This is a genomic window from Sanguibacter sp. Z41_6, assembly GCF_059621145.1.
The window spans coordinates 1,032,289-1,052,825 of the sequence record NZ_JCAQIF010000001.1; the positions used below are offsets into that span (position 1 = coordinate 1,032,289).

Annotated in this window: 23 protein-coding genes and 1 riboswitch; of the genes, 16 read left to right on the forward strand and 7 right to left on the reverse strand. The window is 72.8% G+C overall.

The genetic code is table 11. The annotated features are described in order from the left end of the window. Nucleotides 1-29: 29 nt before the first annotated feature. From AC54T1_RS04850 to AC54T1_RS04870, 5 genes are all read right to left on the reverse strand, one after another. Entirely contained in the window at nucleotides 30-458 is a 429-nt protein-coding gene (locus AC54T1_RS04850; protein WP_484344202.1) for a YbaB/EbfC family nucleoid-associated protein, read from the reverse strand. Continuing rightward, a complete protein-coding gene (locus AC54T1_RS04855) occupies nucleotides 455-1,381 on the reverse strand; it encodes a WXG100 family type VII secretion target (RefSeq protein ID WP_496911232.1) in 927 nt (308 codons plus the stop codon). Before AC54T1_RS04855 ends, AC54T1_RS04850 begins: the two co-directional genes overlap by 4 nt. Next, entirely contained in the window at nucleotides 1,378-1,698 is a 321-nt protein-coding gene (locus tag AC54T1_RS04860; protein ID WP_484344204.1) for a type VII secretion target, read from the reverse strand. The genes AC54T1_RS04855 and AC54T1_RS04860 overlap by 4 nt, the downstream gene beginning before the upstream one ends. Continuing rightward, nucleotides 1,695-2,066 (reverse strand): YbaB/EbfC family nucleoid-associated protein, encoded by a 372-nt coding sequence (locus tag AC54T1_RS04865; protein WP_496911233.1) that lies wholly within the window; start codon nucleotides 2,064-2,066, stop codon nucleotides 1,695-1,697. Before AC54T1_RS04865 ends, AC54T1_RS04860 begins: the two co-directional genes overlap by 4 nt. Before the next feature lie 157 nt (nucleotides 2,067-2,223). Next, nucleotides 2,224-2,484 carry a DUF4235 domain-containing protein gene (locus AC54T1_RS04870; RefSeq protein WP_484344206.1) on the reverse strand — a complete coding sequence of 87 codons (261 nt, stop codon included), beginning with the start codon at nucleotides 2,482-2,484 and terminating at the stop codon, nucleotides 2,224-2,226. Between the two features lie 80 nt (nucleotides 2,485-2,564). Then, a riboswitch (TPP riboswitch) is annotated at nucleotides 2,565-2,667 on the forward strand. Nucleotides 2,668-2,721: 54 nt separating this feature from the next. Between AC54T1_RS04870 and AC54T1_RS04875 the strand changes: the two genes are divergently transcribed. The 4 genes from AC54T1_RS04875 (at nucleotide 2,722) to AC54T1_RS04890 (ending at nucleotide 7,354) form a co-directional block, all read left to right on the forward strand. Further along, entirely contained in the window at nucleotides 2,722-3,804 is a 1,083-nt protein-coding gene (locus tag AC54T1_RS04875; protein WP_496911234.1) for a thiamine ABC transporter substrate-binding protein, read from the forward strand. A 3-nt stretch (nucleotides 3,805-3,807) separates the two neighbouring features. After that, complete coding sequence (locus AC54T1_RS04880) at nucleotides 3,808-5,580, forward strand: ABC transporter permease (RefSeq protein ID WP_496911235.1); 1,773 nt, start codon at nucleotides 3,808-3,810, stop codon at nucleotides 5,578-5,580. After that, on the forward strand, nucleotides 5,580-6,647 hold the full coding sequence (locus AC54T1_RS04885) for an ABC transporter ATP-binding protein (RefSeq protein WP_496911236.1): 1,068 nt from the start codon (nucleotides 5,580-5,582) through the stop codon (nucleotides 6,645-6,647). The genes AC54T1_RS04880 and AC54T1_RS04885 overlap by 1 nt, the downstream gene beginning before the upstream one ends. A 170-nt stretch (nucleotides 6,648-6,817) precedes the next feature. Further along, nucleotides 6,818-7,354 (forward strand): VanZ family protein, encoded by a 537-nt coding sequence (locus AC54T1_RS04890; protein WP_484344210.1) that lies wholly within the window; start codon nucleotides 6,818-6,820, stop codon nucleotides 7,352-7,354. Nucleotides 7,355-7,393: 39 nt separating this feature from the next. Here the strand turns inward: AC54T1_RS04890 and AC54T1_RS04895 are convergent, their stop codons facing one another. Together AC54T1_RS04895 and AC54T1_RS04900 are read right to left on the reverse strand one after the other, a co-directional pair. After that, on the reverse strand, nucleotides 7,394-8,452 hold the full coding sequence (locus AC54T1_RS04895) for a hypothetical protein (RefSeq protein ID WP_496911237.1): 1,059 nt from the start codon (nucleotides 8,450-8,452) through the stop codon (nucleotides 7,394-7,396). Then, complete coding sequence (locus AC54T1_RS04900) at nucleotides 8,449-9,159, reverse strand: hypothetical protein (protein ID WP_496911238.1); 711 nt, start codon at nucleotides 9,157-9,159, stop codon at nucleotides 8,449-8,451. Before AC54T1_RS04900 ends, AC54T1_RS04895 begins: the two co-directional genes overlap by 4 nt. A gap of 194 nt (nucleotides 9,160-9,353) precedes the next feature. Here AC54T1_RS04900 and AC54T1_RS04905 point away from each other — a divergent pair, with 194 nt between their 5' ends. The 12 genes from AC54T1_RS04905 (at nucleotide 9,354) to AC54T1_RS04960 (ending at nucleotide 20,406) form a co-directional block, all read left to right on the forward strand. Next, the gene (locus AC54T1_RS04905; protein ID WP_484344213.1) at nucleotides 9,354-9,758 is read left to right on the forward strand and encodes a TOBE domain-containing protein; all 405 of its coding nucleotides are present in this window, start codon (nucleotides 9,354-9,356) and stop codon (nucleotides 9,756-9,758) included. A gap of 2 nt (nucleotides 9,759-9,760) precedes the next feature. Continuing rightward, nucleotides 9,761-10,564, forward strand: coding sequence for a molybdate ABC transporter substrate-binding protein (gene modA, locus AC54T1_RS04910; RefSeq protein ID WP_496911239.1), 804 nt, complete (start codon nucleotides 9,761-9,763; stop codon nucleotides 10,562-10,564). 53 nt (nucleotides 10,565-10,617) lie between these two features. Next, nucleotides 10,618-11,412, forward strand: a complete 795-nt coding sequence (locus AC54T1_RS04915; protein ID WP_484344215.1) for an ABC transporter permease — start codon at nucleotides 10,618-10,620, stop codon at nucleotides 11,410-11,412. After that, the gene (locus AC54T1_RS04920) at nucleotides 11,409-12,560 is read left to right on the forward strand and encodes a sulfate/molybdate ABC transporter ATP-binding protein (protein ID WP_496911240.1); all 1,152 of its coding nucleotides are present in this window, start codon (nucleotides 11,409-11,411) and stop codon (nucleotides 12,558-12,560) included. The genes AC54T1_RS04915 and AC54T1_RS04920 overlap by 4 nt, the downstream gene beginning before the upstream one ends. Nucleotides 12,561-12,748: 188 nt before the next feature. Then, a complete protein-coding gene (locus tag AC54T1_RS04925) occupies nucleotides 12,749-13,234 on the forward strand; it encodes a DUF2243 domain-containing protein (protein ID WP_496911241.1) in 486 nt (161 codons plus the stop codon). Nucleotide 13,235: 1 nt separating this feature from the next. Next, nucleotides 13,236-14,060 carry a cytochrome c oxidase assembly protein gene (locus tag AC54T1_RS04930; RefSeq protein ID WP_496911242.1) on the forward strand — a complete coding sequence of 275 codons (825 nt, stop codon included), beginning with the start codon at nucleotides 13,236-13,238 and terminating at the stop codon, nucleotides 14,058-14,060. After that, the gene (locus AC54T1_RS04935) at nucleotides 14,057-14,572 is read left to right on the forward strand and encodes a VOC family protein (protein WP_496911243.1); all 516 of its coding nucleotides are present in this window, start codon (nucleotides 14,057-14,059) and stop codon (nucleotides 14,570-14,572) included. Before AC54T1_RS04930 ends, AC54T1_RS04935 begins: the two co-directional genes overlap by 4 nt. A gap of 60 nt (nucleotides 14,573-14,632) precedes the next feature. After that, nucleotides 14,633-15,658: a LacI family DNA-binding transcriptional regulator gene (locus tag AC54T1_RS04940; RefSeq protein WP_496911244.1), complete on the forward strand. Its 1,026-nt coding sequence runs from the start codon at nucleotides 14,633-14,635 to the stop codon at nucleotides 15,656-15,658. A gap of 173 nt (nucleotides 15,659-15,831) precedes the next feature. Further along, the gene (locus AC54T1_RS04945) at nucleotides 15,832-16,836 is read left to right on the forward strand and encodes a glycoside hydrolase family 43 protein (protein WP_496911245.1); all 1,005 of its coding nucleotides are present in this window, start codon (nucleotides 15,832-15,834) and stop codon (nucleotides 16,834-16,836) included. After that, on the forward strand, nucleotides 16,833-17,558 hold the full coding sequence (locus AC54T1_RS04950; protein ID WP_484344222.1) for a ThuA domain-containing protein: 726 nt from the start codon (nucleotides 16,833-16,835) through the stop codon (nucleotides 17,556-17,558). The genes AC54T1_RS04945 and AC54T1_RS04950 overlap by 4 nt, the downstream gene beginning before the upstream one ends. Further along, nucleotides 17,531-18,649, forward strand: coding sequence for a Gfo/Idh/MocA family protein (locus AC54T1_RS04955; protein WP_496911246.1), 1,119 nt, complete (start codon nucleotides 17,531-17,533; stop codon nucleotides 18,647-18,649). Before AC54T1_RS04950 ends, AC54T1_RS04955 begins: the two co-directional genes overlap by 28 nt. Nucleotides 18,650-18,726: 77 nt before the next feature. After that, complete coding sequence (locus AC54T1_RS04960) at nucleotides 18,727-20,406, forward strand: ABC transporter substrate-binding protein (protein WP_496911247.1); 1,680 nt, start codon at nucleotides 18,727-18,729, stop codon at nucleotides 20,404-20,406. Nucleotides 20,407-20,537: the final 131 nt, after the last annotated feature.

The following is a 20,537-nucleotide window of genomic DNA, read 5'->3' on the forward strand; positions in this document are numbered from 1 at the left end:
CCGGGCGGCCGGGGGCGTGCACCGGGTGGTCAGGGGCGCGGCGGGGTCCCACCGTGCGGCGTGTCCTCGTGCGGCGCGGGACCGTCGGCACCGAGCACGCGGTGGTACTCCGCCGACAGGGACCGGGCCATCGGTGCCCCGGGTCCCGCCTGCTCGACGGCGGCCGCGACGGCCGAATCGCGCAGCAGCGCGCGCGCCTCACGGACCGTGGCCATGATGAGCCGGGCGAGGCCGTTGGGCCCCATCGTCATGGCGCTGTCGGTGAACTCGACGTCCCGCAGCAGCCCGGCGTGGTCGACGACGACACGCAGCTCCCGCCGGGGTGACCAGCGCTCGACGCTCAGCGACTCGATGCGCCGCTGCAGCGCGTGCGCGGCGGACTCCTGGCGGCGTGCCTGGGTCACCCATGCGTCGATCTGCGCGTTCGCGGCCGCGTACGCCTCGGACGGTGGCGTCATTCTGCCGTTCCCTTCGACTGCGTCACCTGGTTCCCGTGATCGGCTAGGATCCCCGGGTAGTCCTGCACGCCCGGGACCATGTCGTACGGCAACCTCGGGTCGTGCCACGGCGGGGTGGGCATGCCGCCTCGCGGCCAGCTCGGCAGGTCGAGCCGGGGCCTGCTCCGCAGCAGGCCGGCGACCTCAGCCGCAGCATTGTTCGTCGCCTTGACGCTCGACCCGACGGTGCTCGTGAGGGTCGCGAGCTTCTCGGTCGCGGTCGTGAGGTCCTTGAGCCACTCGCTCACGCGAGTCACCCACTTCGCGACGGCGGAGCACGCCTGCGGGATCACCCAGGACGCGCCGATCCCCACCGTGCAGGCCACCTCGGCCGCCCACTTGATGAGCTTCGCGACGAGGTCGGCGATGAGGTCCCGGACGATCGACCGGACCGCGGCGACGACGCCGCTCGCCATCGACAGGGCGTTCCCCGTACCGCGGCAGATGCCCGCGACCGAGGTGAGCTCCTCCGCGAACGTGTCGACGAAGCACTTGTACTGGGTGGCTGTCTCGCCCTGCCACGTGTCGGACGTGGACATCTGCGCGGTCGTGTACTGCTGGGCGACCGACTCGAGCCGGGAGGCGACGTTGAACCAGGTCTCAGCGAAGGCCTGCACCTCGCCCGGGCTCCCCGCGAGGGAGTCGAGCATCTCGGGCAGGGGGTGGATGTGCTCCATGAGGAAGCTCGCGGCGCTCGCGAGAAGCTCCCCGATGGGGTCGATGATGTAGGCGACGACGTCGGCCGCGCCGGCGAGACCGTTGAGGGACGCGCCGAGCCAGTCGCCCTGCTCTGCGGCCGCGACCGCCGCCATGCCCGGGTCGAGCATCCGGACGCCGGCCTGCATGGAGACGGTGGGCGAGACCCCGATGAGCTCGTTCGTCATGAGAGCCTCGACTGGAAGCGGGACATCCCGGCGCTCGTCGAGGTGTCGACGAACTCGTACACGCACGCGGTGGTCTCGAGGTTCTCCGCGATGGCCTCCATGACGTCGCGCATCGCCTGCACGCCGGAGCTGCCGTCCTGCTGCACGAGGGACATGGGCCCCGCGAGGATGGGGGAGCACAGGATCCCGTACGCGAACGTGGGCGCCGTGACGTGCGCGATGGCCTCCACGGCCTCGTCGAGCTCTGCCGCGAGGAACTGCACTGTCCCCTTGTGCCCGCGCAACGAGTCGACGTCGACATACACCTCGTCCGTCATGACCGCCCCCTCATCATCCGCTCCGCGACGTCGAACATCTCCGTCTGCTCGGACAACGGCCGAGGATCGGGGTGGATGTCCCGCGTGATCTCTGCCGCCTGCGCCCGCAGGTCGGCGCCCGCGGCGGCGATCGCGGCGAGGACGGCCTCGCGCAGCTCCTCGGCGCTGAGCGACATCGCGGACGGCTGGAGCCCCACGTCCTGCAGGAGCCCCCGGTGGTCGACCTCGACGCGGACCTCGCCGCGGTCGGAACGACCAGAGCCCCGGATCTCCTCGAGCTCCGCAGCGGCCCGCTTGGCCCGTGCGGCGGAGCGGTGGGCGTCGGCGAGCGCGAGCTCGACCTGTTCCGCGAGGCTCTCGTCCGTCACGTTGCTCCACTCCTTGCCCACTGCTCGATGGTGCGTCGTCCCGGGGGACGGTCCGGCGCGGTTGCTAAGGCGAGGTTACCCACGTGCGGGGCACCACCGCGGGCCGCGGCGATGGGGAGAACTCCCCGACGCCGCAGCCGCTGCAGCGGCGTCGGGCTCAGCGACGCAGACCCGCCCGGGCCGCGAGCTTCGCGGTCCCGCGTCCCGCGAGGAACCGCGTGAGGGCGGCCGTCGCCCCGGTCACACCCGCGAAGGTGACCACGCTCAGGAGGGTGGCGTCGTCGTCGTCGATCATGCTCGGCTCCTGGCCGGTGATCTTCACCCAGACGACCTTGATCGCCTTCTGGGCGAGGAGACCCGCGCCGAACGAGATCGCGAGCGTCGTGAGCTTCATCGGCATCGACTGGTCCTGTGCCACGGGGTCCTCCTGTGTCTCGGTTGCTGATCCGCTCCCACGCTAGTGCCCCGGCTGGAGGGACGCACCGCGTGTAAACTCGGGCTGAACGACAGGGGAGCGCGCGAGCGCTGAGAGTGCGGCCAGCCGCAGACCCTCGAACCTGACCCGGTTAGCACCGGCGTAGGGAGTCGGGCTATCTCGCCACGCCATGCGTGGAACCCCTCCTAGCCTTTCCGAGGTCCCAGGAGGACGCACGACATGTTGCACACCACCGGTCCCACCCCCGCCCGACGACGCCGTACGCTCGTCGTCGCCCTCACCGCCGTCACCGGCCTGGCGCTCGGGGCCTGCTCGCAGGACCCCGACGACGCCGTGGAGTCCGTCGGCGGCGGCGAGCTCGACGTCGTCGTGCACAGCTCGTTCGTCCTCAGCGACGAGGCCAGGGCCGCGTTCGAGGACGAGTCGGGCCTCACCGTGAACATCGTCACCGCGGGCGACGGCGGCGCGCTCGCCAACCAGCTCGTCCTCACGAAGGGCTCGCCGCTGGGCGACGTGGCGTTCGGCATCGACAACTCCTTCGCGACGCGTGCCGTGGCCGAGGGCGTGTTCGAGCCCTACACCTCTCCCGTGCAGTCCGAGCTCTCCGCGGAGCTCGCCGTCGACGACTCGGGCGCCCTCACCGCGATCGACTACGGCGACGTGTGCATGAACATCGACACCGCGTGGTTCGAGAGCTCGGACGTGCCGCCGCCGACGACCCTCGAGGACCTCGCCGCGCCCGAGTACGCCGACCTCACGGTCGTCACGAACCCGGCGACGTCGAGCCCCGGGCTGGCGTTCCTCTTCGCGACGATCGGCGAGTTCGGCACGGACGGATACCTCGACTACTGGCAGCGGCTCGCGGACAACGGCCTGAAGATCGTCGAGGGCTGGGAGGACGCGTACTACGTCGACTTCAGCGCGAACGGCGAGGGCGACCGGCCCGTCGTCCTGTCCTACGCCTCGTCACCGGCGGCCACCGTGAGCGAGGACGGGGAGTCCACGAGCACCGCAGCGCTGCTCGACACGTGCTTCCGGCAGGTCGAGTACGCGGGCGTCCTCGCCGGTGCCGAGAACCCCGAGGGTGCCCAGGAGTTCATCGACTTCCTCCTCGGTGAGCAGTTCCAGTCCGAGATCCCGACGGGCATGTACGTCTACGCCGTCAACCCGGACGCGACCATCCCGGAGGAGTGGGCGGAGTTCGCGCCCGTCCCGGACGAGCCGATCGAGCTCGATCCCGCGGAGATCTCCGAGAACCGCGACCAGTGGATCCAGGACTGGACCGCGACGGTGATCGGCTAGCTCGTGACGACCGACGTGGTGGACCGGGCGCAGGGGGTCCGGCCCGCCCGGCCCGCCCAGCCGTGCCCGCCCGCCGCCGGGCCGGGACGGTTCGGCTCCCGCGCGACGGGCCGCGTCGCGTGGGCGCTCGCGGTCGTCGGTCCGCTCGTGTTCCTCGGCGTGTTCTTCGCGTGGCCCGTCGCGTCGCTCGTCGGGCGGGGCTTCGTGTCCGACGGCGCCCTCGACCTGTCGGGGTTCACCGAGGTGTTCGCGTCCCCGCGCACCTGGCGCCTGCTCGGGCTCACGCTCGGGCAGGCCGTCGTCGGCACGACGCTCTCGGTGATCCTCGGGGTGCCGGGGGCCTACGTGCTCTACCGCTGCACCTTCCGGGGCCGTGCGGTGGTGCGGGCGCTCGTCACCGTGCCGTTCGTGCTGCCCACCGTCGTCGTCGGGGTCGCGTTCCGGGCGTTGCTCGCCGACAGCGGGCCGCTCGGCCTCCTCGGCCTCGACGGCACGTTCGCGGCGATCGTCGCGGCCCTCGTGTTCTTCAACTACTCCGTCGTCGTGCGGACCGTCGGCGGCCTGTGGGAGCACCTCGACCCCCGCACCGAGCAGGCGGCCCGCGCGCTCGGTGCGTCGCCGTTGCGCGTGCTGCGCACGGTCACGCTGCCCGCGCTCGCCCCGGCGATCGTGTCCGCCGCGGCCGTCGTCTTCCTCTTCTGCTCGACGGCGTTCGGCATCGTCCTCGTCCTCGGCGGGCAGCGGTACGGGACGATCGAGACGGAGATCTGGATGCAGACCGTCCAGTTCCTCGACCTGCGGACCGCGGCCGTGCTGTCCGTCGTGCAGCTCGTCGTCGTGACCTGCGCCCTCGGTCTTGCCTCGCGCGCGAGGGCGCGCCGCGAGCACGCCCTCGGCCTGGCCGCGTCGACGCTCGCCACCCGCCGGCTCAGGGTGCTCGACGGTGCCCGGCCCGGCCCGGACGCCGCGCCCGCGCTCGTCACCGCCGTCGTCGTGGTCGGGCTCCTCGCCTGGCCGATCGGCAACCTCGTCGTGCGGTCCCTGCGCACCCCCGACGGCTGGGGGCTGGGCAACTACGTGGCGCTCGGGACGACGGGGGAGCGGGACGCGCTCACCGTCACCGTGTGGGAGGCCGCGGCCACGTCCCTGCGGACAGCCGCCGTGGCCGTCGTCATCGCCGTGGTGGTGGGCGGGCTCGTCGCGCTCGTGGCCTCCCGGCGCCCGCGGGACGCCCGCGCTCGACGAGCCGTCCGGCTCCTCGACTCCGTGTTCATGCTCCCGCTCGGGGTCTCGGCCGTGACCGTCGGCTTCGGCTTCCTCGTCACGCTCGACCGCCCGCTGGGGTTCGAGGTCGACCTGCGCACCTCCGGCCTCCTCGTGCCGATCGCGCAGGCGGTCGTCGCGATCCCGCTCGTCGTGCGCACGGTGCTGCCCGTGCTGCGGGCCGTCGACCCACGTCAGCGCGAGGTCGCCGCCACGCTCGGCGCCGCGCCGGGCAGGGTCCTCGCGACCGTCGACTGGCCCGTCGCCGCCCGCTCCCTCGGCCTCGCCGTCGGGTTCGCGTTCGCCGTGTCCCTCGGGGAGTTCGGCGCCACGTCGTTCCTCGCCCGGCCCGAGACCGCGACGCTGCCCATCGTCATCTTCCGGCTCATCGGGCGCCCCGGCGCCGAGAACTACGGCATGGCGCTCGCGGCGTCCGTCGTGCTCGCCCTGCTCACCGCGACCGTCATGCTGCTGGCCGAGCGCCTGCGCGGCGAGAGGACCGGAGAATTCTGATGGATGTCACCACGACGAGAGCCCGCCCCGGCGCTGGCACGGCCTCCCCCGAGGAGACGAGCGGCGCCCGAGGCCTGAGCATCGAGGACGTCGTCGTCGAGTTCGTGGACGCGGGCGGACGGACGACCGCGGTCGACGGGGTGTCGCTCGACGTCGCGCCCGGCGAGGTCGTGGCCCTGCTCGGGCCGAGCGGGTGCGGCAAGTCGAGCCTGCTGCGGGCGGTCGCCGGGCTCGAGCCCCCCACCCGCGGGCGCGTGCGGTGGGCGGGCGCGGACCTCGCAGGCGTGCCTGTGCACCGGCGCGGGTTCGGGCTCATGTTCCAGGACGGGCAGCTCTTCGCGCACCGCGACGTGGCGGGCAACGTCGAGTACGGCCTGCAGATCCAGCGGGTGCCCCGCGCGGCCCGCCGTGAGCGGGTGGCTGAGCTGCTCGACGTCGTCGGTCTGCCGGGCTCCCAGCGGCGCTCGGTGGCGACGATGTCCGGCGGGGAGCGCCAGCGTGTCGCACTCGCCCGGGCGCTCGCGCCGCGACCCCAGCTGCTGCTGCTCGACGAGCCGTTGTCCGCTCTCGACCGCGCGCTGCGGGAGCGTCTCGCCGCAGACCTGCGGGCCGCCCTCATGGCGACCGGCACGACCGCGGTGTTCGTCACGCACGACCACGACGAGGCGTTCACCGTCGCGGACCGGGTCGCCGTCATGAGCCGCGGGCGGCTGCTCCAGGTCGCGACCCCCGACGAGCTCTGGGCGGCGCCGGCGACCCGCGAGGTCGCGGCGTTCCTCGGGTACCAGGCCTTCGTGCCGCTCGACGGGGACGGGGGGACGCGGGGGTGGCTCGCCGTCGGGCCGCGTGGCCTCGTCGTCACGGAGCCCGGCTCCTCCCCGTTCGTCGGCACGGTGCTCAGCGAGGTCTACCGGCGCGGGGTCCGGGAGGTCGTCGTCGAGGCGGACCTCGGCGCGGGCGCCGTGCGCTGCACGGCACTGGCGGCGGACCGGAGCGCCCCGTGCGCGCCCGGGGACGTCGTGGGGCTGGGCGTCGACGACGCGCACGTCGCGCGCGTGCCGCGCTGACGGCTGTCGCTCAGCCGACATGACCAGACCCCGGGAGGACCCGACGCCCCGGATGATCCCCCTCCGGGGGGACGCGACCGCTCCGGGCCGGCTCGTAGCCTCTGTTCGGCGACAGGCCCTGCGCAGGGGGTGACAGGGTCTGTCGCTCCAGGCGATCGAGGGGAGCGCGGATGTTCAGTCCCGTGCCGGTCCTTCCCGTGGTCGTCCCCGTCGCGGCCGTGACCCTCGTGGCCCTGCTCGTGCATCTGCACCGTCGAGGCATGATGACGGCACCGCGTGCAGCCGTCGCGCTGGCCCTGGGCGTGTACGCCGCTGGGATCGTCGCGAACACCGTGTTCCCGATCTTCCTCGACAAGCCCCGCGGCAGCGCGCCCTGGTCCGGGCACCTCAACCTCGTGCCGCTGGTGGGCTACGACGTCGGTGACGCCGTGCTGAACGTCCTCGTCTTCGTGCCGCTCGGGATGCTCGTGCCGCTGCTCGGAGCGGGGTTGTCGTGGCGACCAGCGCTGGCGCTCGCGACGGCGGCGAGCCTGACGATCGAGCTCGTGCAGTACGCCACCGCGCACCTCCTCGGCGGCGGCCACGTCGCCGACGTCAACGACACCCTCTTCAACGTCGTGGGCGCCGCGCTCGGCATCGGGCTGCTCACCCTCCTGTCGCGGGTGGCGCGGGTGGGGACGCTCGTCGACAGGTTCCGCTGGGCCTGAGAGGTCCCAGGGGTGCAGCGGGAGGCCGCGCCGGGAGCGTCAGCTCGAGGGCACGACGATCGACTGGACCTCGGCGACGGGGACGAGGGTCTGCGCGGTCCGTGTCTGGCTGTCGAGCGCACCCTGGGGGACGCCGTTGGCCGACCACGTCGCGTCCCACCCGGTCGTGATCGTCAGGGGAGTCTTGAGGCCGGGCTGGTTCGCGCTCGAGCGCGTGAAGACGATGGTGCAGTCTGACGTCGCGCCCGGGGACCACGGGGTCCCGGAACCCGCGCACGTGCTGCCCTCGGCGCCCGGGGCGCTGAGCGACGTGCTCGCGAGAGTGGCGACCACCGTCGCCGAGTTTCCGCCGGCTGTGGCGGTGACGTTGAGCTCCTCGACGGGGTCCTCGAGCCACACCCAGGTGTCGAAGTTCACGAGCGTCGCGCCGCCGTTCTCGAGCTGCGGGTTCCAGCTGACGGCCGGCTCGGGCAGCGCCATCTCCTCGACGGCGATGTCACGCAGGACCTCGACCGGGATCTCGACGCCGGGCGGTGCGGCGCCGACGGGCACGAAGGTCTCGTCGTACCGGTCGAACCACGCCGTGGCCTCGGCGGTGAACTCCTCAGAGGTGCCGTCGTGATACGCGGTGGAGCACACCGGGGCCCACCACCTGCCTTCGGTGTCGTCCTTGTGCTGCTCGTACCCGGGCACGGGGGCGTCGGGTTCCTCACCCCGGTTGCCGTACCCGGCGGTGGCGAGGATCGAGCCACCCGGCTGCCATCCGTCGTAGTACTCCTTGCCCGTCCACAACGGGACGAAGTAGCAGACGGGGTGCACCGACACCGAGTAGGCGGGAACACTCACCGTGCCCCCGCCGCGGCTCACGCCGGAGCCCGTGACGACGACCGTGATCATGCCGGCACCCGAGCTCGCCCCGGCGTCGTCGTCGCCACAGCTGTCGACGATGCACCCGGCCGCCGTCGCCGGCGGCGCCGTGACGAGCGGCAGCCCGGCGAGGAGCGCGCCCGCGGCGAGGAGCGCCGCGCCGCGCCGCACCCACGCGGACCGTGCCGGGGTGCGTCCCGCACCGGCCACCTGACCGTCGGCATCTGTCATGGGGTGCACACCTCCGGCTGGATCGTGTAGCCCGACACCCGCCACGTGCCCGAGGCGCGCGTGAGGTCGGCGTAGCCCCGGTGCGTGGCCTCGCCACCCAGGCTGAGTGCGGGGACGGTCTCGTCGGCGAAGACGGCGAGCACGTCGGTCTCGTCGACGCACGCGCTCACGGCGGCCAGGTCGCCGTCGAGGAACTCCAGCCGGGGCGAGAGGGTCACGGTCCCGCCGAGGACGACAGCGTTGGCCTGCTGCAGCTCGATCCGCTTGTCGAACACCGGGAGGGCTGTGTCTGAGACGATGTCCACCGCGGTGGGGGACATCTCGCTCGTGCGGCGGGTGTGCCAGTACTCGACCTGGAACTGGGTGAACGCATTGACGGCCGCGGCCTCGTCGCCGGTGAGCTCGGGCAGGTGGACGAGCTCGAGGCCGGTCGTCCCGTCGGAACGGTCGACGACCGTCTCCGCTGCCTCGGTGGGCTCGTCGGCAGGGGTCGGTTCCGCCGTCGGGTCCGTGGGCCCCGCGGGGGCGGTGGGTGCGCCGGACGAGGGCGTGGACGGCGCGGACCCGGTGTCGCTCGAGCACCCGGCGAGCGCGGCGGCGGCGAGCGTCCCTGCCGCGAGCGCGCCGACGGTGCGCATGAAGACGATGCGCATGGCAGCCGTGCGCGTACCAGCGGTGCGCGTGCCGAGCGATGCGGTGGTCGTCATCGTGTCCAGTCCGGGTCGTCCTACGTGCGGGGCTGTGCGGGCCGCCCTCGAGCGTCGATCAACCCTAACCGGAGGTCCGCGACCGTTTCAGGGTCGGCGCATGGGCAGGAGTCCCCATCCGCGGGCCCGGACGGCGCGGGCACCCGCAGGATGACGCCTCCCACATCCGTAGACGCGGGACTACGATCGGATCCATGCCGCAGATACGGATCAGGGATGCCGCCGCCTACCTCGGGGTGAGCGACGACACCGTGCGCCGCTGGATCGACGCAGGCATCCTCGAGGCGCAGAAGGACGACTCCGGCCGGTCCGTCGTCGACGGCCTCGCCCTCGCTCGCCTCGCCCGGGACAACGCGGTGCTCCCGGCCGACCCGTCCGACGTCGGGCGCTCGGCCCGCAACCGGTTCGTCGGGCTCGTCACCGGCATCGTCATGGACACGGTCATGGCCCAGGTCGAGCTGCAGTGCGGGCCGCACCGGGTGGTGTCCCTCATCAGCAGCGAGGCCGTCCGGGAGCTCGGCCTCGAGCTCGGCTCGACGGCGATCGCGGTCATCAAGGCGACGACGGTGGCGATCGAGACCCCGCGGGGTCAGGGATGAGGGTGGGGCGCGTCGCCCCGGAACGGACGGGGCCGCGCCACGTGGTCCTGGCTCTGCTCACCGCATCGTCCCTGCTGCTCGGCTGCTCGGCGTGCGGGCTCGCGGAACGGCGGGACGCCCGCGCGACCGACGGCGACGCGCGCACGCTCACGGTCTTCGCGGCCGCGTCCCTCACCGCCGCTCTCACCGAGATCGCCGGCGACTTCGAGGCGGCGCACCCCGGGACGAGCGTCCGGCTGAGCTTCGCAGGGTCGGCCGACCTCGCGGGGCAGGTCGTCGAGGGTGCCCCGGCCGACATCTTCGTGCCCGCCGGGTCCGCGACGATGGACCGCGTGGCGGACGCCGGCCTCGTCGCGGGCCCCACGGCCGATCTCGCGACGAACTCCCTCGAGATTGCCGTCCCGCCAGGGAACCCTGCGGGGATCGAGGACCTCGCCGACCTCGCGCGCGACGACGTGCGGACCGTCGTGTGCGCGGACCAGGTGCCGTGCGGTGCCGCGACGGTCGAGCTCGAGCGTGCCGCCGGGGTGACGCTCGCACCGGTGAGCGAGGAGTCGTCCGTGACGGGTGTCCTCGGCAAGGTCGCCTCGGGCGAGGCGGACGCCGGGCTCGTCTACGTCACGGACGTCGCGGGTGCCGACGGACAGGTCGAAGGGATCGCACTCGCGCCGACGACCTCGACGACCTACCCCGTGGCCGTGCTGTCGGGCAGCGCCGAACCGGAGCTCGCCGACGCGTTCCGGGAGTACCTGCTCGGCCCGCGGGCGCAGACCGTGCTGGCCGACGCCGGCTTCGGGGGGCCGTAGTGGGCCGGCCGCGCTCGCTGCAGACGCCCGACGTCGGCGCGCGGACCCGGGTCGTGCGCACCCCCGGCCTCGGCGGGGTACCGACGTGGGTCGTGGCGGTCGCCGCCGTGGGCGGGCTCCTCGTCGTCCTGCCCGTCGTGGCGATGGCCACCAGGGTCCCGTGGCAGGACTTCGGGTCGCTCGTCACGTCCGGGTCGTCCGTCGCGGCGCTGCTGCTGAGCCTGCGGACGTCGCTCGCGGCGACCGCCCTGTGCGTCGTGCTCGGGCTCCCGATGGCGCTCGTGCTCGCACGGACGCGGTTCCCGGGGCAGCGGCTCGCCCGGGCGCTCGTCCTGCTGCCGCTCGTCCTGCCCCCCGTCGTCGGGGGCCTCGCGCTGCTGTCCCTGTTCGGACGGCAGGGTCTCCTGGGCCACACCCTCGAGGTGGCGGGGATCGAGGTCGCGTTCTCGACCACCGCTGTCGTGCTCGCCCAGACGTTCGTGGCGCTGCCGTTCCTCGTGCTCAGTCTCGAGGGCACGCTCCGCACCGCGGGGACGCGCTACGAGGACGTCGCCGCGACGCTCGGCGCCGCGCCCACCACCGTGCTGCGGCGGGTGACGCTGCCGCTCGTCGTGCCCGGGCTCGTCTCCGGGGTCGTCCTGTCCTTCGCGCGGGCGCTCGGCGAGTTCGGTGCCACCCTGACGTTCGCGGGGAGCCTGCAGGGGGTGACCCGGACGCTGCCGCTCGAGGTCTACCTCCAGCGCGAGACGGATCCCGACGCAGCCGTCGCGCTGTCCTTCGTCCTCGTCGCCGTCGCCGTGGTCGTCGTCGGCGTCGCGCACCGCCGACCCCCGGCGCGCACCGCATGAGCCTGACGTTCGCGGCGCGGCTCGACGCGCGGGGGTTCGACGTCACGCTCGACGTCCCGGCCGGGCAGACGGTGGCCGTCCTCGGACCCAACGGGGCCGGGAAGTCGACGCTCGTCGGGCTCGTCGCAGGGCTGCTGCGCCCCGACTCCGGACGCGCGGAGCTCGACGGCCGCGTCCTCTTCGACCTGCCCGGCGCCGCTCGTCCGGCAGCCCCCGGTCCCGCGCACCCCGGTCCAGCAAACCCTGATCAAGCAACCCCTGGCCCAGCATCTGCGGGGCGCCGCGGCAGATGGCTCCCGCCGCACCAGCGCGCCGCGGCGCTGCTCGCCCAGGACGCCCTGCTCTTCCCGCACCTCAGCGTGCTCGACAACGTCGCCTTCGGGCTGCGCAGCACCGGGACGCCCCGGCGCGCCGCGACCGAGCGCGCCATGACGTGGCTCGACGCGGTCGGCGCGCGCGACCTCGCCCACCGGCGCCCCGCCGAGCTGTCCGGCGGACAGGCGCAGCGCGTCGCCGTCGCGCGCGCTCTCGCGCCCGACCCGCACCTCCTCCTGCTCGACGAACCTCTCGCAGCCCTCGACGCAGCCGTCGCGCCGCACCTGCGCCGGCTGCTGCGCACCGTCCTCGCTGGCCGCACGACGGTCCTCGTCACCCACGACGTCCTCGACGCGCACGCGCTCGCCGACCGCGTCGTCGTCCTCGTCGACGGTCGGGTCGTCGAGGACGGACCTCCGCGCGACGTCCTCGAACGTCCCCAGCACCGCTTCACCGCGCAGGTGGCCGGGCTCAACCTGCTCACCGGTTCCCGGACGCGCGACGGGCTCCGCAGGCCTGACGGGACCGAGGTGGTGATCGACGCCAGGTGTGCCGGGGGTCCGTCCCCGGCGGAGGGGTCGGCAGTGGCCTACGCGTTCCGCCCGTCGGACGTGCACCTGCGGACACCCGACGGGAGCCCCCCGGGCCCCGGCGTCCTGCGCGGCACCGTCGACGAGGTCGAACCCCGCGGTGACCTCGTGCGGGTCGGCTCCGGCGGGGTGCATGCCGACGTCCCCGCAGTGCTCGCCGCCGACCTCGAGCTCGTCCCCGGTGAACCCGTCGATCTCGTCGTCCCACCGGGGGCGACGCTCTACCCGCGGCCCCGAGCCTGACGGGGTGACGCTGTCGGTGCTCACCAGCGGGTCCCCGGGCTCGTCGGCGCCGTCACGTCACCAGCTCGACGCGATCGACGCCGAGGGCAGCTGACCTCCTCCGGCGACCGCCCGGGCGCGCTGTCGGCTGCACCGGCATACGGTGGTCGGGGCCAGGCGACCAGGCGACGTGACGAGGTGGTGCAGCGGTGGTCGACGGACGAGAGGTGCCTGTGGGGGCGCAGCCGGGGGGCGACCGCGGGCGCTCCGTGCTCACGGGTGCGCTCATCGGCGTCGGCATCATGGCTGCCGTCGACGAGATCGTCTTCCACCAGATCCTCGGGTGGCACCACTTCTACGACCGCTCGACACCCGACGTCGCGCTGCTCACCGACGGGCTGCTGCACGCCACCGAGCTCGTGCTCCTCGTCGGAGGGTTCTTCCTGCTCGCCGACCTGCGTGGCCGTGCCGCGCTCGCCCGCCGGGCTGCCTGGGCCGGGTTCTTCGTCGGGGCCGGCGGATTCCAGCTGTTCGACGGCGTCGTCAACCACAAGGTGCTCCGGCTGCACGAGGTGAGGTACGGCGTCGACACGCTGCCCTACGACGTCGTGTGGATCGGTGCCGCCGTCGTGCTGATCGGCGTGGGCATGGTTCTCGCCGTGGGCGCTCGCGCCGCCGCGCCGCGCGACGCCTGACGTGCACGACGTCCTCGCGACCGGCCGCGCCGGGCCGTGGCTCCTGCCGGTCGCGGTCCTCGTGGTGCTCGTCGGGCTCTATGCCCTCGGGGTGACGCGCCGACGCGCGCGACTGCGCCGGCCCTGGAGCCCGTGGCGCACGGCGGCGTTCGTGACGGGCGCGCTCCTGCTCGCGCTCGCGGTCTCGCCCGTCCTGCGGGAGGTCGTCCCGGAACCCGCGCGCGGGCACATGGCGCAGCACCTCCTCGTCGGCATGTTCGCGCCGCTCGGGCTCGTCCTCGGCGCGCCGGTCACCGTGCTGTTCGGCGCGGCCTCACCGGTCACGCGACGGGTGGTCGGGTCGGTGCTCCGGCAGCGGGTCGTGCGCGTCCTCGGCCACCCCGTCGTCGCCGCGACGCTGCACGTGGGCGCACTCTTCGGGCTGTACCTCACGCCGTTCTACGCCTCGACAGAGGCGGTGCCGGGGCTCGCGCGCCTCGTCCTCCTGCACCTGCTGCTCGCGGGGTGCCTGTTCACGTGGTCGATCGCGGGACCCGACCCCGCACCCCACCGGCCCGGTGTCCTCGTGCGTGCCACCGTCCTCGTCCTGGCGGGGGGTGCGCACGCGTTCCTCGCCAAGATCCTCTACGCGCGGGCCGGCGAGCTTCCCGTCGGAGCCGCGCACGATGTCGAGGACGACCGGGCGGCCGCGCAGTGGATGTACTACGGGGGTGACGTCGCGGAGGTCCTCCTCGCCGTCGTGCTCTTCTCGTGGTGGCTGCGCGCGCGTCGGCGCTCGGCGGCGCGGTGGTCGGGGTCGGATGCCGCGGCTACCGTCGGAGGATGACCACGCAGATCGGACGGATCGTCCTGCTCACCCGCGACCCCGACGCCACGGCCGCGTTCTACCGCGACGCGTTCGGGTTCACTGCGCTGTACGACGCGACGACCCAGGACGTCCGGTTCCTGCACGTCGGCCCCGGGGGCCTGCGGGATGCGGGGCTGTGGCTCATGCCGACCGGTGCGGACGACGGAGCAGCTGGCGCCCGGGCCGCCGACGGGCCGTCCCTCGTCCTCTACGTCGACGACCTCGCGGCGACCCTCGAGCGGCTCGCGCAGCTCGGGGTGGAGCCTGCGTCGGCGCCCGTCGTGGACCCGGAGTCCGCGCAGGTCTACGCGGAGGTCACCGATCCCGACGGGCACGGCCTCATCCTCGTCGAGCTCGTGGCGTTCGAGGACCCCGCGGAGACCGTGCCCGCGGGCGGGTCGACGGCGACGCCCGGGGACGAGCCAGCGGCGGCGGAGCCGCTCCGGGAGCCGACTGCGGACGAGATCGCGACGATCCCCGACCTCTCCTGACCCGCACGTACCGGGCATGGGGATCTCACCCGGTACGTGCGGTGCGGGGGTCGTGGTGGCATGCTGCACCCCGTGCCTCAACCATCTGGGTCTCCCACCCTTGTCGACGTGGCCAAGGCTGCGGGCGTTTCGCGTGCGACGGCGTCGCGGGTGCTGGCCGGGCATGTCAGCGTGGATCCGGAGCTGGCTCGGCGGGTGGTGGAGGCTGCGTCTGCGCTGGACTACCAGACGAACGCGGCGGCCCGGGCTCTGCGTGGGGGCGCGTCGGGCTCTGTGGCGGTGGTGGTCCCGCACAGTGAGCTGGACGGGTTGTCCGGTCCGTTCGTCGGGGCGCCCCTGCGGGGGGCGACGACGACGTTGTTCGCGCACGGGCGCCAACCCGTCCTGCTGCTCGACGACGGCAACGACCCTGTGGGCCTCGCGCGGTACCTCACCTCGCGGCACGTCGAGGGGGCCATCGTGGTGCTCGCCCGGGAGTCGGAGGGGCTGTACCGGAACCTGCGCGACCTGCCGATCCCAGTCGTGTACATCGGGCGGCCGCGCGCTGATCTGCCCCAGGACGTCACGTCGGTGGACGCCGACCACTACGGGGGCGCCCGACTGGGTACGCGCGCGCTGCTCGAGGCGGGGCGGGTGCGGGTCGCGACGATCAAGGGCCCCGCGGGGTACTTCCCGGCGGCGGAGCGGCACCGGGGGTTCCTCGCCGAGCTGGCCGAGTGGGGGATCGAGCCGGGGCCGTCGGCACGGGGTGACTATTCGATGGCCTCGGGTGCGGTCGCGGCTGCCCAGCTGCTGCAGGGCGGGCCGATCGACGGTCTCTTCGCCCAGTCGGACCTCATGGCTGTCGGTGCGTTCCGGGTGCTGGCGGCCGCGGGCCTGCGCGTTCCGCAGGACGTCTCGGTCGCCGGGTTCGACGACACGGTCGTGGCGGCGACGGCGAGCCCGCCGCTGACGTCGGTGCGGCAGCCGTTGCAGGAGATGGGCAGCCGGGCCGCGGATCTCATCCTCAAGGCGATCACCTCCCCGCATGCCCCGCCCCAGCACGTCGTGCTGACCGCGAGCCTGACCTCCCGGAACTCCGTCTAGAGCGCGGGTCTGCGTGGGTTTGGCCGTGGTCGTCAGGCGGCCCGTCCCGCGTTTGGAGAAGTTTCGATAACGTTTGCGACACCTTCTGGACACGGGGGCCGGGCGTCGTGCATGCTCTCCACGGAGATCGATCTCACGCGGTAACGATGCCGCAGGTCAGAGGAGTGGATGAGATGGGCGACGGTGCCTACGGATACCTTCTCGTCCACTTCGTCGAGGACGCGGCGGCGCATGCCGAGCAGGTCTACTTCTCACTGAGCGAGGGGAGCGACCCCCTGCGCTGGCGGCGCCTGAACGACGGCGCCCCCGTGCTCGCCCCGACCGGCGGCACCACCGGTGCCCGTGACCCCTTCGTCGTGCGGCGCGCGGACGGACTCGGCTTCCACATCCTCGCGACAGACCTGCGCGTGTGGGGAGCCGGTGACCCGGACTGGCACGCGTTCACCCGGCAGGGCAGCCGCAGTCTCGTCGTGTGGGACTCGACCGACCTCCTCCACTGGTCGGCCCCCCGCTACGTCGAGGTCGCCCCGGCCACGTTCGGCATGGCCTGGGCGCCCACGGTCGCCTACGACGACGCGGCATCGACCTACCGCGTGTTCTTCTCCGGGACCGTGTTCGACGAGCAGGACCCGGAGCACCTCGGACGGAGCGCGGCCATGGTCCACATGGTCACCACCGACGACTTCGTGAGCTTCTCGGAGCCGGTGCCCTACCTGGAGATGCCGACGGGTGTCATCGATCTCGTCGCGGTACCCGACGGAGACGTCGTGCACGTGCTCGCCAAGCACGACGACGCCGACCCGGACTCGCTGGGCGTGTTCCACCAGGTCCGCCGCGGCTTCGACGACCCCGCACCCGTCACCGTCGCGACGCGCATCGGCGCGAGCTTCGGTGAGCACGTCGAGGGCCCCCTGATGTTCCAGGAGGACGGCGGCGGACGCTGGTTCTGCTGGGTCGACCAGTACGGGGCGCAGCAGGGCTTCCGGGCCCTCGTCTGCGACGACCCCGCCTCCGGGAGCTGGGTCCCCGTCCCCGACGAGGACCTCCACCTCCCCGCGCAGACCAAGCACGGCTCGGTCCTCGCCCTGACTCGCGCCGAGTGGAGCTCCCTCGACGCTGCCCGACCGTTCCCAGCAGGGAACGCCAACGCTGTCCCGGCGACCGGACGGCGATCATGACCAGAGAGGACGAGACCGTGCAACGACGAGCACTCGTGGTACGAGGCGGGTGGGACGGGCACCAGCCCGAGGCCGCCACCGACCTGTACGTACCCTTCCTGCGCGAGCAGGGATTCGAGGTGGAGATCGAAGGCAGCAACGAGGTCTACGCCGACGCGGAGCGCATGGCCGGGGTCGACCTCGTCCTGCAGAGCGTGACGATGTCCGAGATCAGCGGACCGGCCTTCCAGGGCCTGCGCGCCGCGATCGAGGCCGGCACCGGGTTCGCGGGCTGGCACGGCGGGATCGCGGACTCCTACCGCAACAACTCCGACTACCTCCAGCTCGTCGGTGGGCAGTTCGCGACGCACCCGGCCAAGCACCCGCAGGAGCGCGTCGGGGACGAGACGGACAACTACCTGCCGTACACGGTCACCGTCACCGACGAGGGCCGCGCGCACCCCATCATGGCCGGCATCGAGGACTTCGAGCTCGACACCGAGCAGTACTGGGTGCTGCACGACGACCTCATCGACGTCCTCGCGACGACGACGCACCCCGTGCAGCCGTACCACCCCTGGCACCGGCCGATCACGTCCCCCGCCGTCTGGACCCGCCTGTGGGGCGCCGGGCGCATCTTCGTGGCGACACCCGGGCACTCGCCCGAGGTGCTGTCCGACCCGAACGTCCGCACCATCATCGAGAGGGGTCTGCTGTGGGCGAGCCGCACGGAATCGGCATAGTCGGGCTCGGCGTCATCCTCGACGCCTACCTCGCCACGCTCCCCGAGCACCCCGGGGTCCGCATCGCCGCGGTCGCCGACCTCAATGCGGAGCGCGCCTCTGCTGTCGCCGACCGGCTGCCCGGGACCCGGGCCAGCTCGTTCGAGGACATGCTTGCCGCCGACGACGTCGAGACGGTCCTCGACCTGACGATCCCCGGTGCGCACGCCGAGATCGCCCTCGCGTGCATCGCCGCCGGCAAGAGCCACTACGGGGAGAAGCCGCTCGCGGCGACGCTCGAGGACTCGTTCGCCGTGGTCCGCGCCGCCGAGGCTGCCGGGACCGGACTGGGCTGCGCCCCGGACACCGTCCTGGGCACCGGCGTCCAGACGGCGCGCTCCGTCATCGACGCCGGCCTCATCGGACGGCCCACCGGCGCCGTGGCGACCTGGGTCTGCCCCGGTCACGAGGCGTGGCACCCCAACCCGGACTTCTACTACCGGGAAGGCGGCGGTCCCCTGCTCGACATGGGCCCGTACTACCTCACGAGCCTCGTCCACCTGCTCGGCCCGGTCGTCTCGGTGACGGGTACGGCCAGCCGGCTGCGGGACACGCGCACCATCGGTTCCGGTGCACGTGCCGGCGAGGTCATCCCCGTCGAGGTCGCGACGCACGTCGCCGGGACCCTCGAGCACGCGAACGGGGCGATCTCCACGGTGACCGTGAGCTTCGACGCCGCCGGGACCCGTGCCCGGCCGATCGAGGTCTACGGCGAGGAGGGTGCCGTCGCGGTACCCGACCCCAACTACTTCTCGGGCGACGTCGAGCTCCTCACGAGGGGGCAGAGGTCGTGGGACGTCGTCGAGCCGCGCGCGGGATTCGTCGACGCCTCCCGAGGGGTCGGCCTGCTCGAGATGGTCGGGGCCGCAGGCCTCGGCGCAGCTCCCGCGAGGCCCCGTGCGAGCGGTGACCTGGGCCTGCACGTCATGGAGATCATGACGGGTCTGCTCGAGTCCGCGAGCACGGGTCGTCGCACGGCGATGACGACGGCGCCCGAGCGACCGGACCTCGTGCCCCTCACCGGCGTCGACACCTGGCGCGCACCGGTCTGATCCGGACCACCGATCCAGCACCACCACAGACCACCACTTTCCAGCATCAGATCAGCCCGATCTCAACGAGGAGAATCATGGTTCCCGTCAAGAACGCCCGACCCAGCCGGTCGGCGATGCTCTACCGAGGGGTGGCCCTCACCGCCGTCTCGGCGCTCGCCCTCGCCGCGTGCTCCGACGGTGACGGCGGCGGTGGCAGCACCACTGCCGGCCCCGCCGACATCACGTGCGCCGTGGAGGACTACAAGGCCGACACCACCTTCAAGAACCCGGAGCCGATGGAGGTGAGCATGCTCTGGACCGACTGGCCCGAGTCCCCCGTCAAGGACACGTGGGAGATCTTCGACGAGATCGAGGCGCGCACCAACGTCAAGATCGTCACGACGCACATCCCGTTCAGCGACGCGGTCGAGAAGCGCGGCCTGCTCATCAGCGCCGGCGACGCCCCCACCGCGATCCCGCTCATCTACACGGGTGACGAGCGCCAGTACGCTGCCTCGGGTGCCGCGCTGCCCCTGAGCGACTACGCCGAGTACATGCCCAACTTCGAGAAGTACGTCGAGGAGTGGGACCTCGGCGGCATGATCGAGAACCTGCGCCAGTCCGACGGCCGCTACTACATGACCCCGGGCCTCCAGGAGGTCTCGGTGCCGATGTTCTCGCTCATCATCCGCAAGGACGTCTTCGACGAGGTCGGCGCCCCGGTGCCCGAGACCTGGGACGAGCTGGCGGAGGGCCTCGCGCTCATCAAGGAGGAGTACCCCGACAGCAAGCCCCTCGCGGACGGCTTCGAGGGTCAGTCGATGCTCAACTACGCGGCACACGCCTTCGGGACCGTCGCTGGCTGGGGCTTCGGCACCGGCATGTTCTACGACGACGCGGCCGGGGAGTTCAAGTACGCGGCCACCTCCGACGAGTACAAGTCGATGGTCGAGTACTTCAACGGCCTCGCGACCGACGGTCTGCTCGACACCGAGTCCTTCACCGCCCCGAACGACGGCATGGGCACGGTCACCGAGAAGTTCGCGGCCGAGAAGGTCTTCGCGGCCTCCGGTGCCCCCGGCACGGTCCAGGAGTTCGCCACCGCGCTCGACGCGGCCGGTGTCACGGACTACGAGCTCGTGCAGATCGCACCCCCCGGCGGCGACGCCGGCCAGGTCGTGGAGCCCCGCAGCTTCTGGCACGGCTTCATGCTCACCGCCCAGGCGGAGGACGACCCGAACCTGTGCAGCACGATCCAGTTCATGGACTGGCTGTACTACAGCCCCGAGGCGCGTGACCTCATCCAGTGGGGCGTCGAGGGCGAGACGTACACGAAGGGTGAGGACGGAACCTACACGCTCAACCCGGAGTACAAGTACGCCGCGTACAACATGAACATGGACACCGGCACCACGGACATCAAGATCGACCTCGGTTACGGCAACGACGTCCTCGCTGGCGGAACCGAGTCCCGTGAGCTCAAGGAGTCGTACAACACCGAGCAGTACGTCGACTACATCGACACCGTGCTCTCCACGCGCACCCCGCGCGATCCCTTCCCGCCGGCCCCGCTCGACGAGGCTCAGCTGGAGCAGGCGTCCCTCATGGGGACGCCGATCAAGGACTCCGTGGACACTGCCACCCTGCAGTTCATCCTCGGTGACCGTGACCTCTCGGAGTGGGACTCCTACGTCGCCGAGCTCGAGGCGCAGGGCCTGCCCGCCTACGTTGACCTGATCAACGAGGCCAAGGACGCTGCCGAAAGCAACGGCTGACCGACGCCAGGTCCCTGCGCGGCGCCCGGCACCCTCGGGTGCCGGGCGTCGCGCGGGTCCCTTCGATGAAGGAGCACGGTATGAAAGTCACGCCTGAGCCCGCTGCGGCGGCCCCGGGGGACAAGGTCGTC

Excerpts from the sequence above, each read along its gene's own strand:
- AC54T1_RS04895 (WP_496911237.1), bottom strand. The coding sequence starts at position 8,452 with ATGACAGATGCCGACGGTCAGGTGGCCGGTGCGGGACGCACCCCGGCA.
- AC54T1_RS04940 (WP_496911244.1), top strand. The coding sequence starts at position 14,633 with ATGCTGCACCCCGTGCCTCAACCATCTGGGTCTCCCACCCTTGTCGAC.
- AC54T1_RS04905 (WP_484344213.1), top strand. The coding sequence starts at position 9,354 with ATGCCGCAGATACGGATCAGGGATGCCGCCGCCTACCTCGGGGTGAGC.
- AC54T1_RS04890 (WP_484344210.1), top strand. The coding sequence starts at position 6,818 with ATGTTCAGTCCCGTGCCGGTCCTTCCCGTGGTCGTCCCCGTCGCGGCC.
- AC54T1_RS04960 (WP_496911247.1), top strand. The coding sequence starts at position 18,727 with ATGGTTCCCGTCAAGAACGCCCGACCCAGCCGGTCGGCGATGCTCTAC.
- AC54T1_RS04875 (WP_496911234.1), top strand. The coding sequence starts at position 2,722 with ATGTTGCACACCACCGGTCCCACCCCCGCCCGACGACGCCGTACGCTC.
- AC54T1_RS04900 (WP_496911238.1), bottom strand. The coding sequence starts at position 9,159 with ATGACGACCACCGCATCGCTCGGCACGCGCACCGCTGGTACGCGCACG.
- AC54T1_RS04950 (WP_484344222.1), top strand. The coding sequence starts at position 16,833 with ATGACCAGAGAGGACGAGACCGTGCAACGACGAGCACTCGTGGTACGA.
- AC54T1_RS04885 (WP_496911236.1), top strand. The coding sequence starts at position 5,580 with ATGGATGTCACCACGACGAGAGCCCGCCCCGGCGCTGGCACGGCCTCC.
- AC54T1_RS04945 (WP_496911245.1), top strand. The coding sequence starts at position 15,832 with ATGGGCGACGGTGCCTACGGATACCTTCTCGTCCACTTCGTCGAGGAC.
- AC54T1_RS04855 (WP_496911232.1), bottom strand. The coding sequence starts at position 1,381 with ATGACGAACGAGCTCATCGGGGTCTCGCCCACCGTCTCCATGCAGGCC.
- AC54T1_RS04935 (WP_496911243.1), top strand. The coding sequence starts at position 14,057 with ATGACCACGCAGATCGGACGGATCGTCCTGCTCACCCGCGACCCCGAC.
- AC54T1_RS04860 (WP_484344204.1), bottom strand. The coding sequence starts at position 1,698 with ATGACGGACGAGGTGTATGTCGACGTCGACTCGTTGCGCGGGCACAAG.
- AC54T1_RS04920 (WP_496911240.1), top strand. The coding sequence starts at position 11,409 with ATGAGCCTGACGTTCGCGGCGCGGCTCGACGCGCGGGGGTTCGACGTC.
- AC54T1_RS04850 (WP_484344202.1), bottom strand. The coding sequence starts at position 458 with ATGACGCCACCGTCCGAGGCGTACGCGGCCGCGAACGCGCAGATCGAC.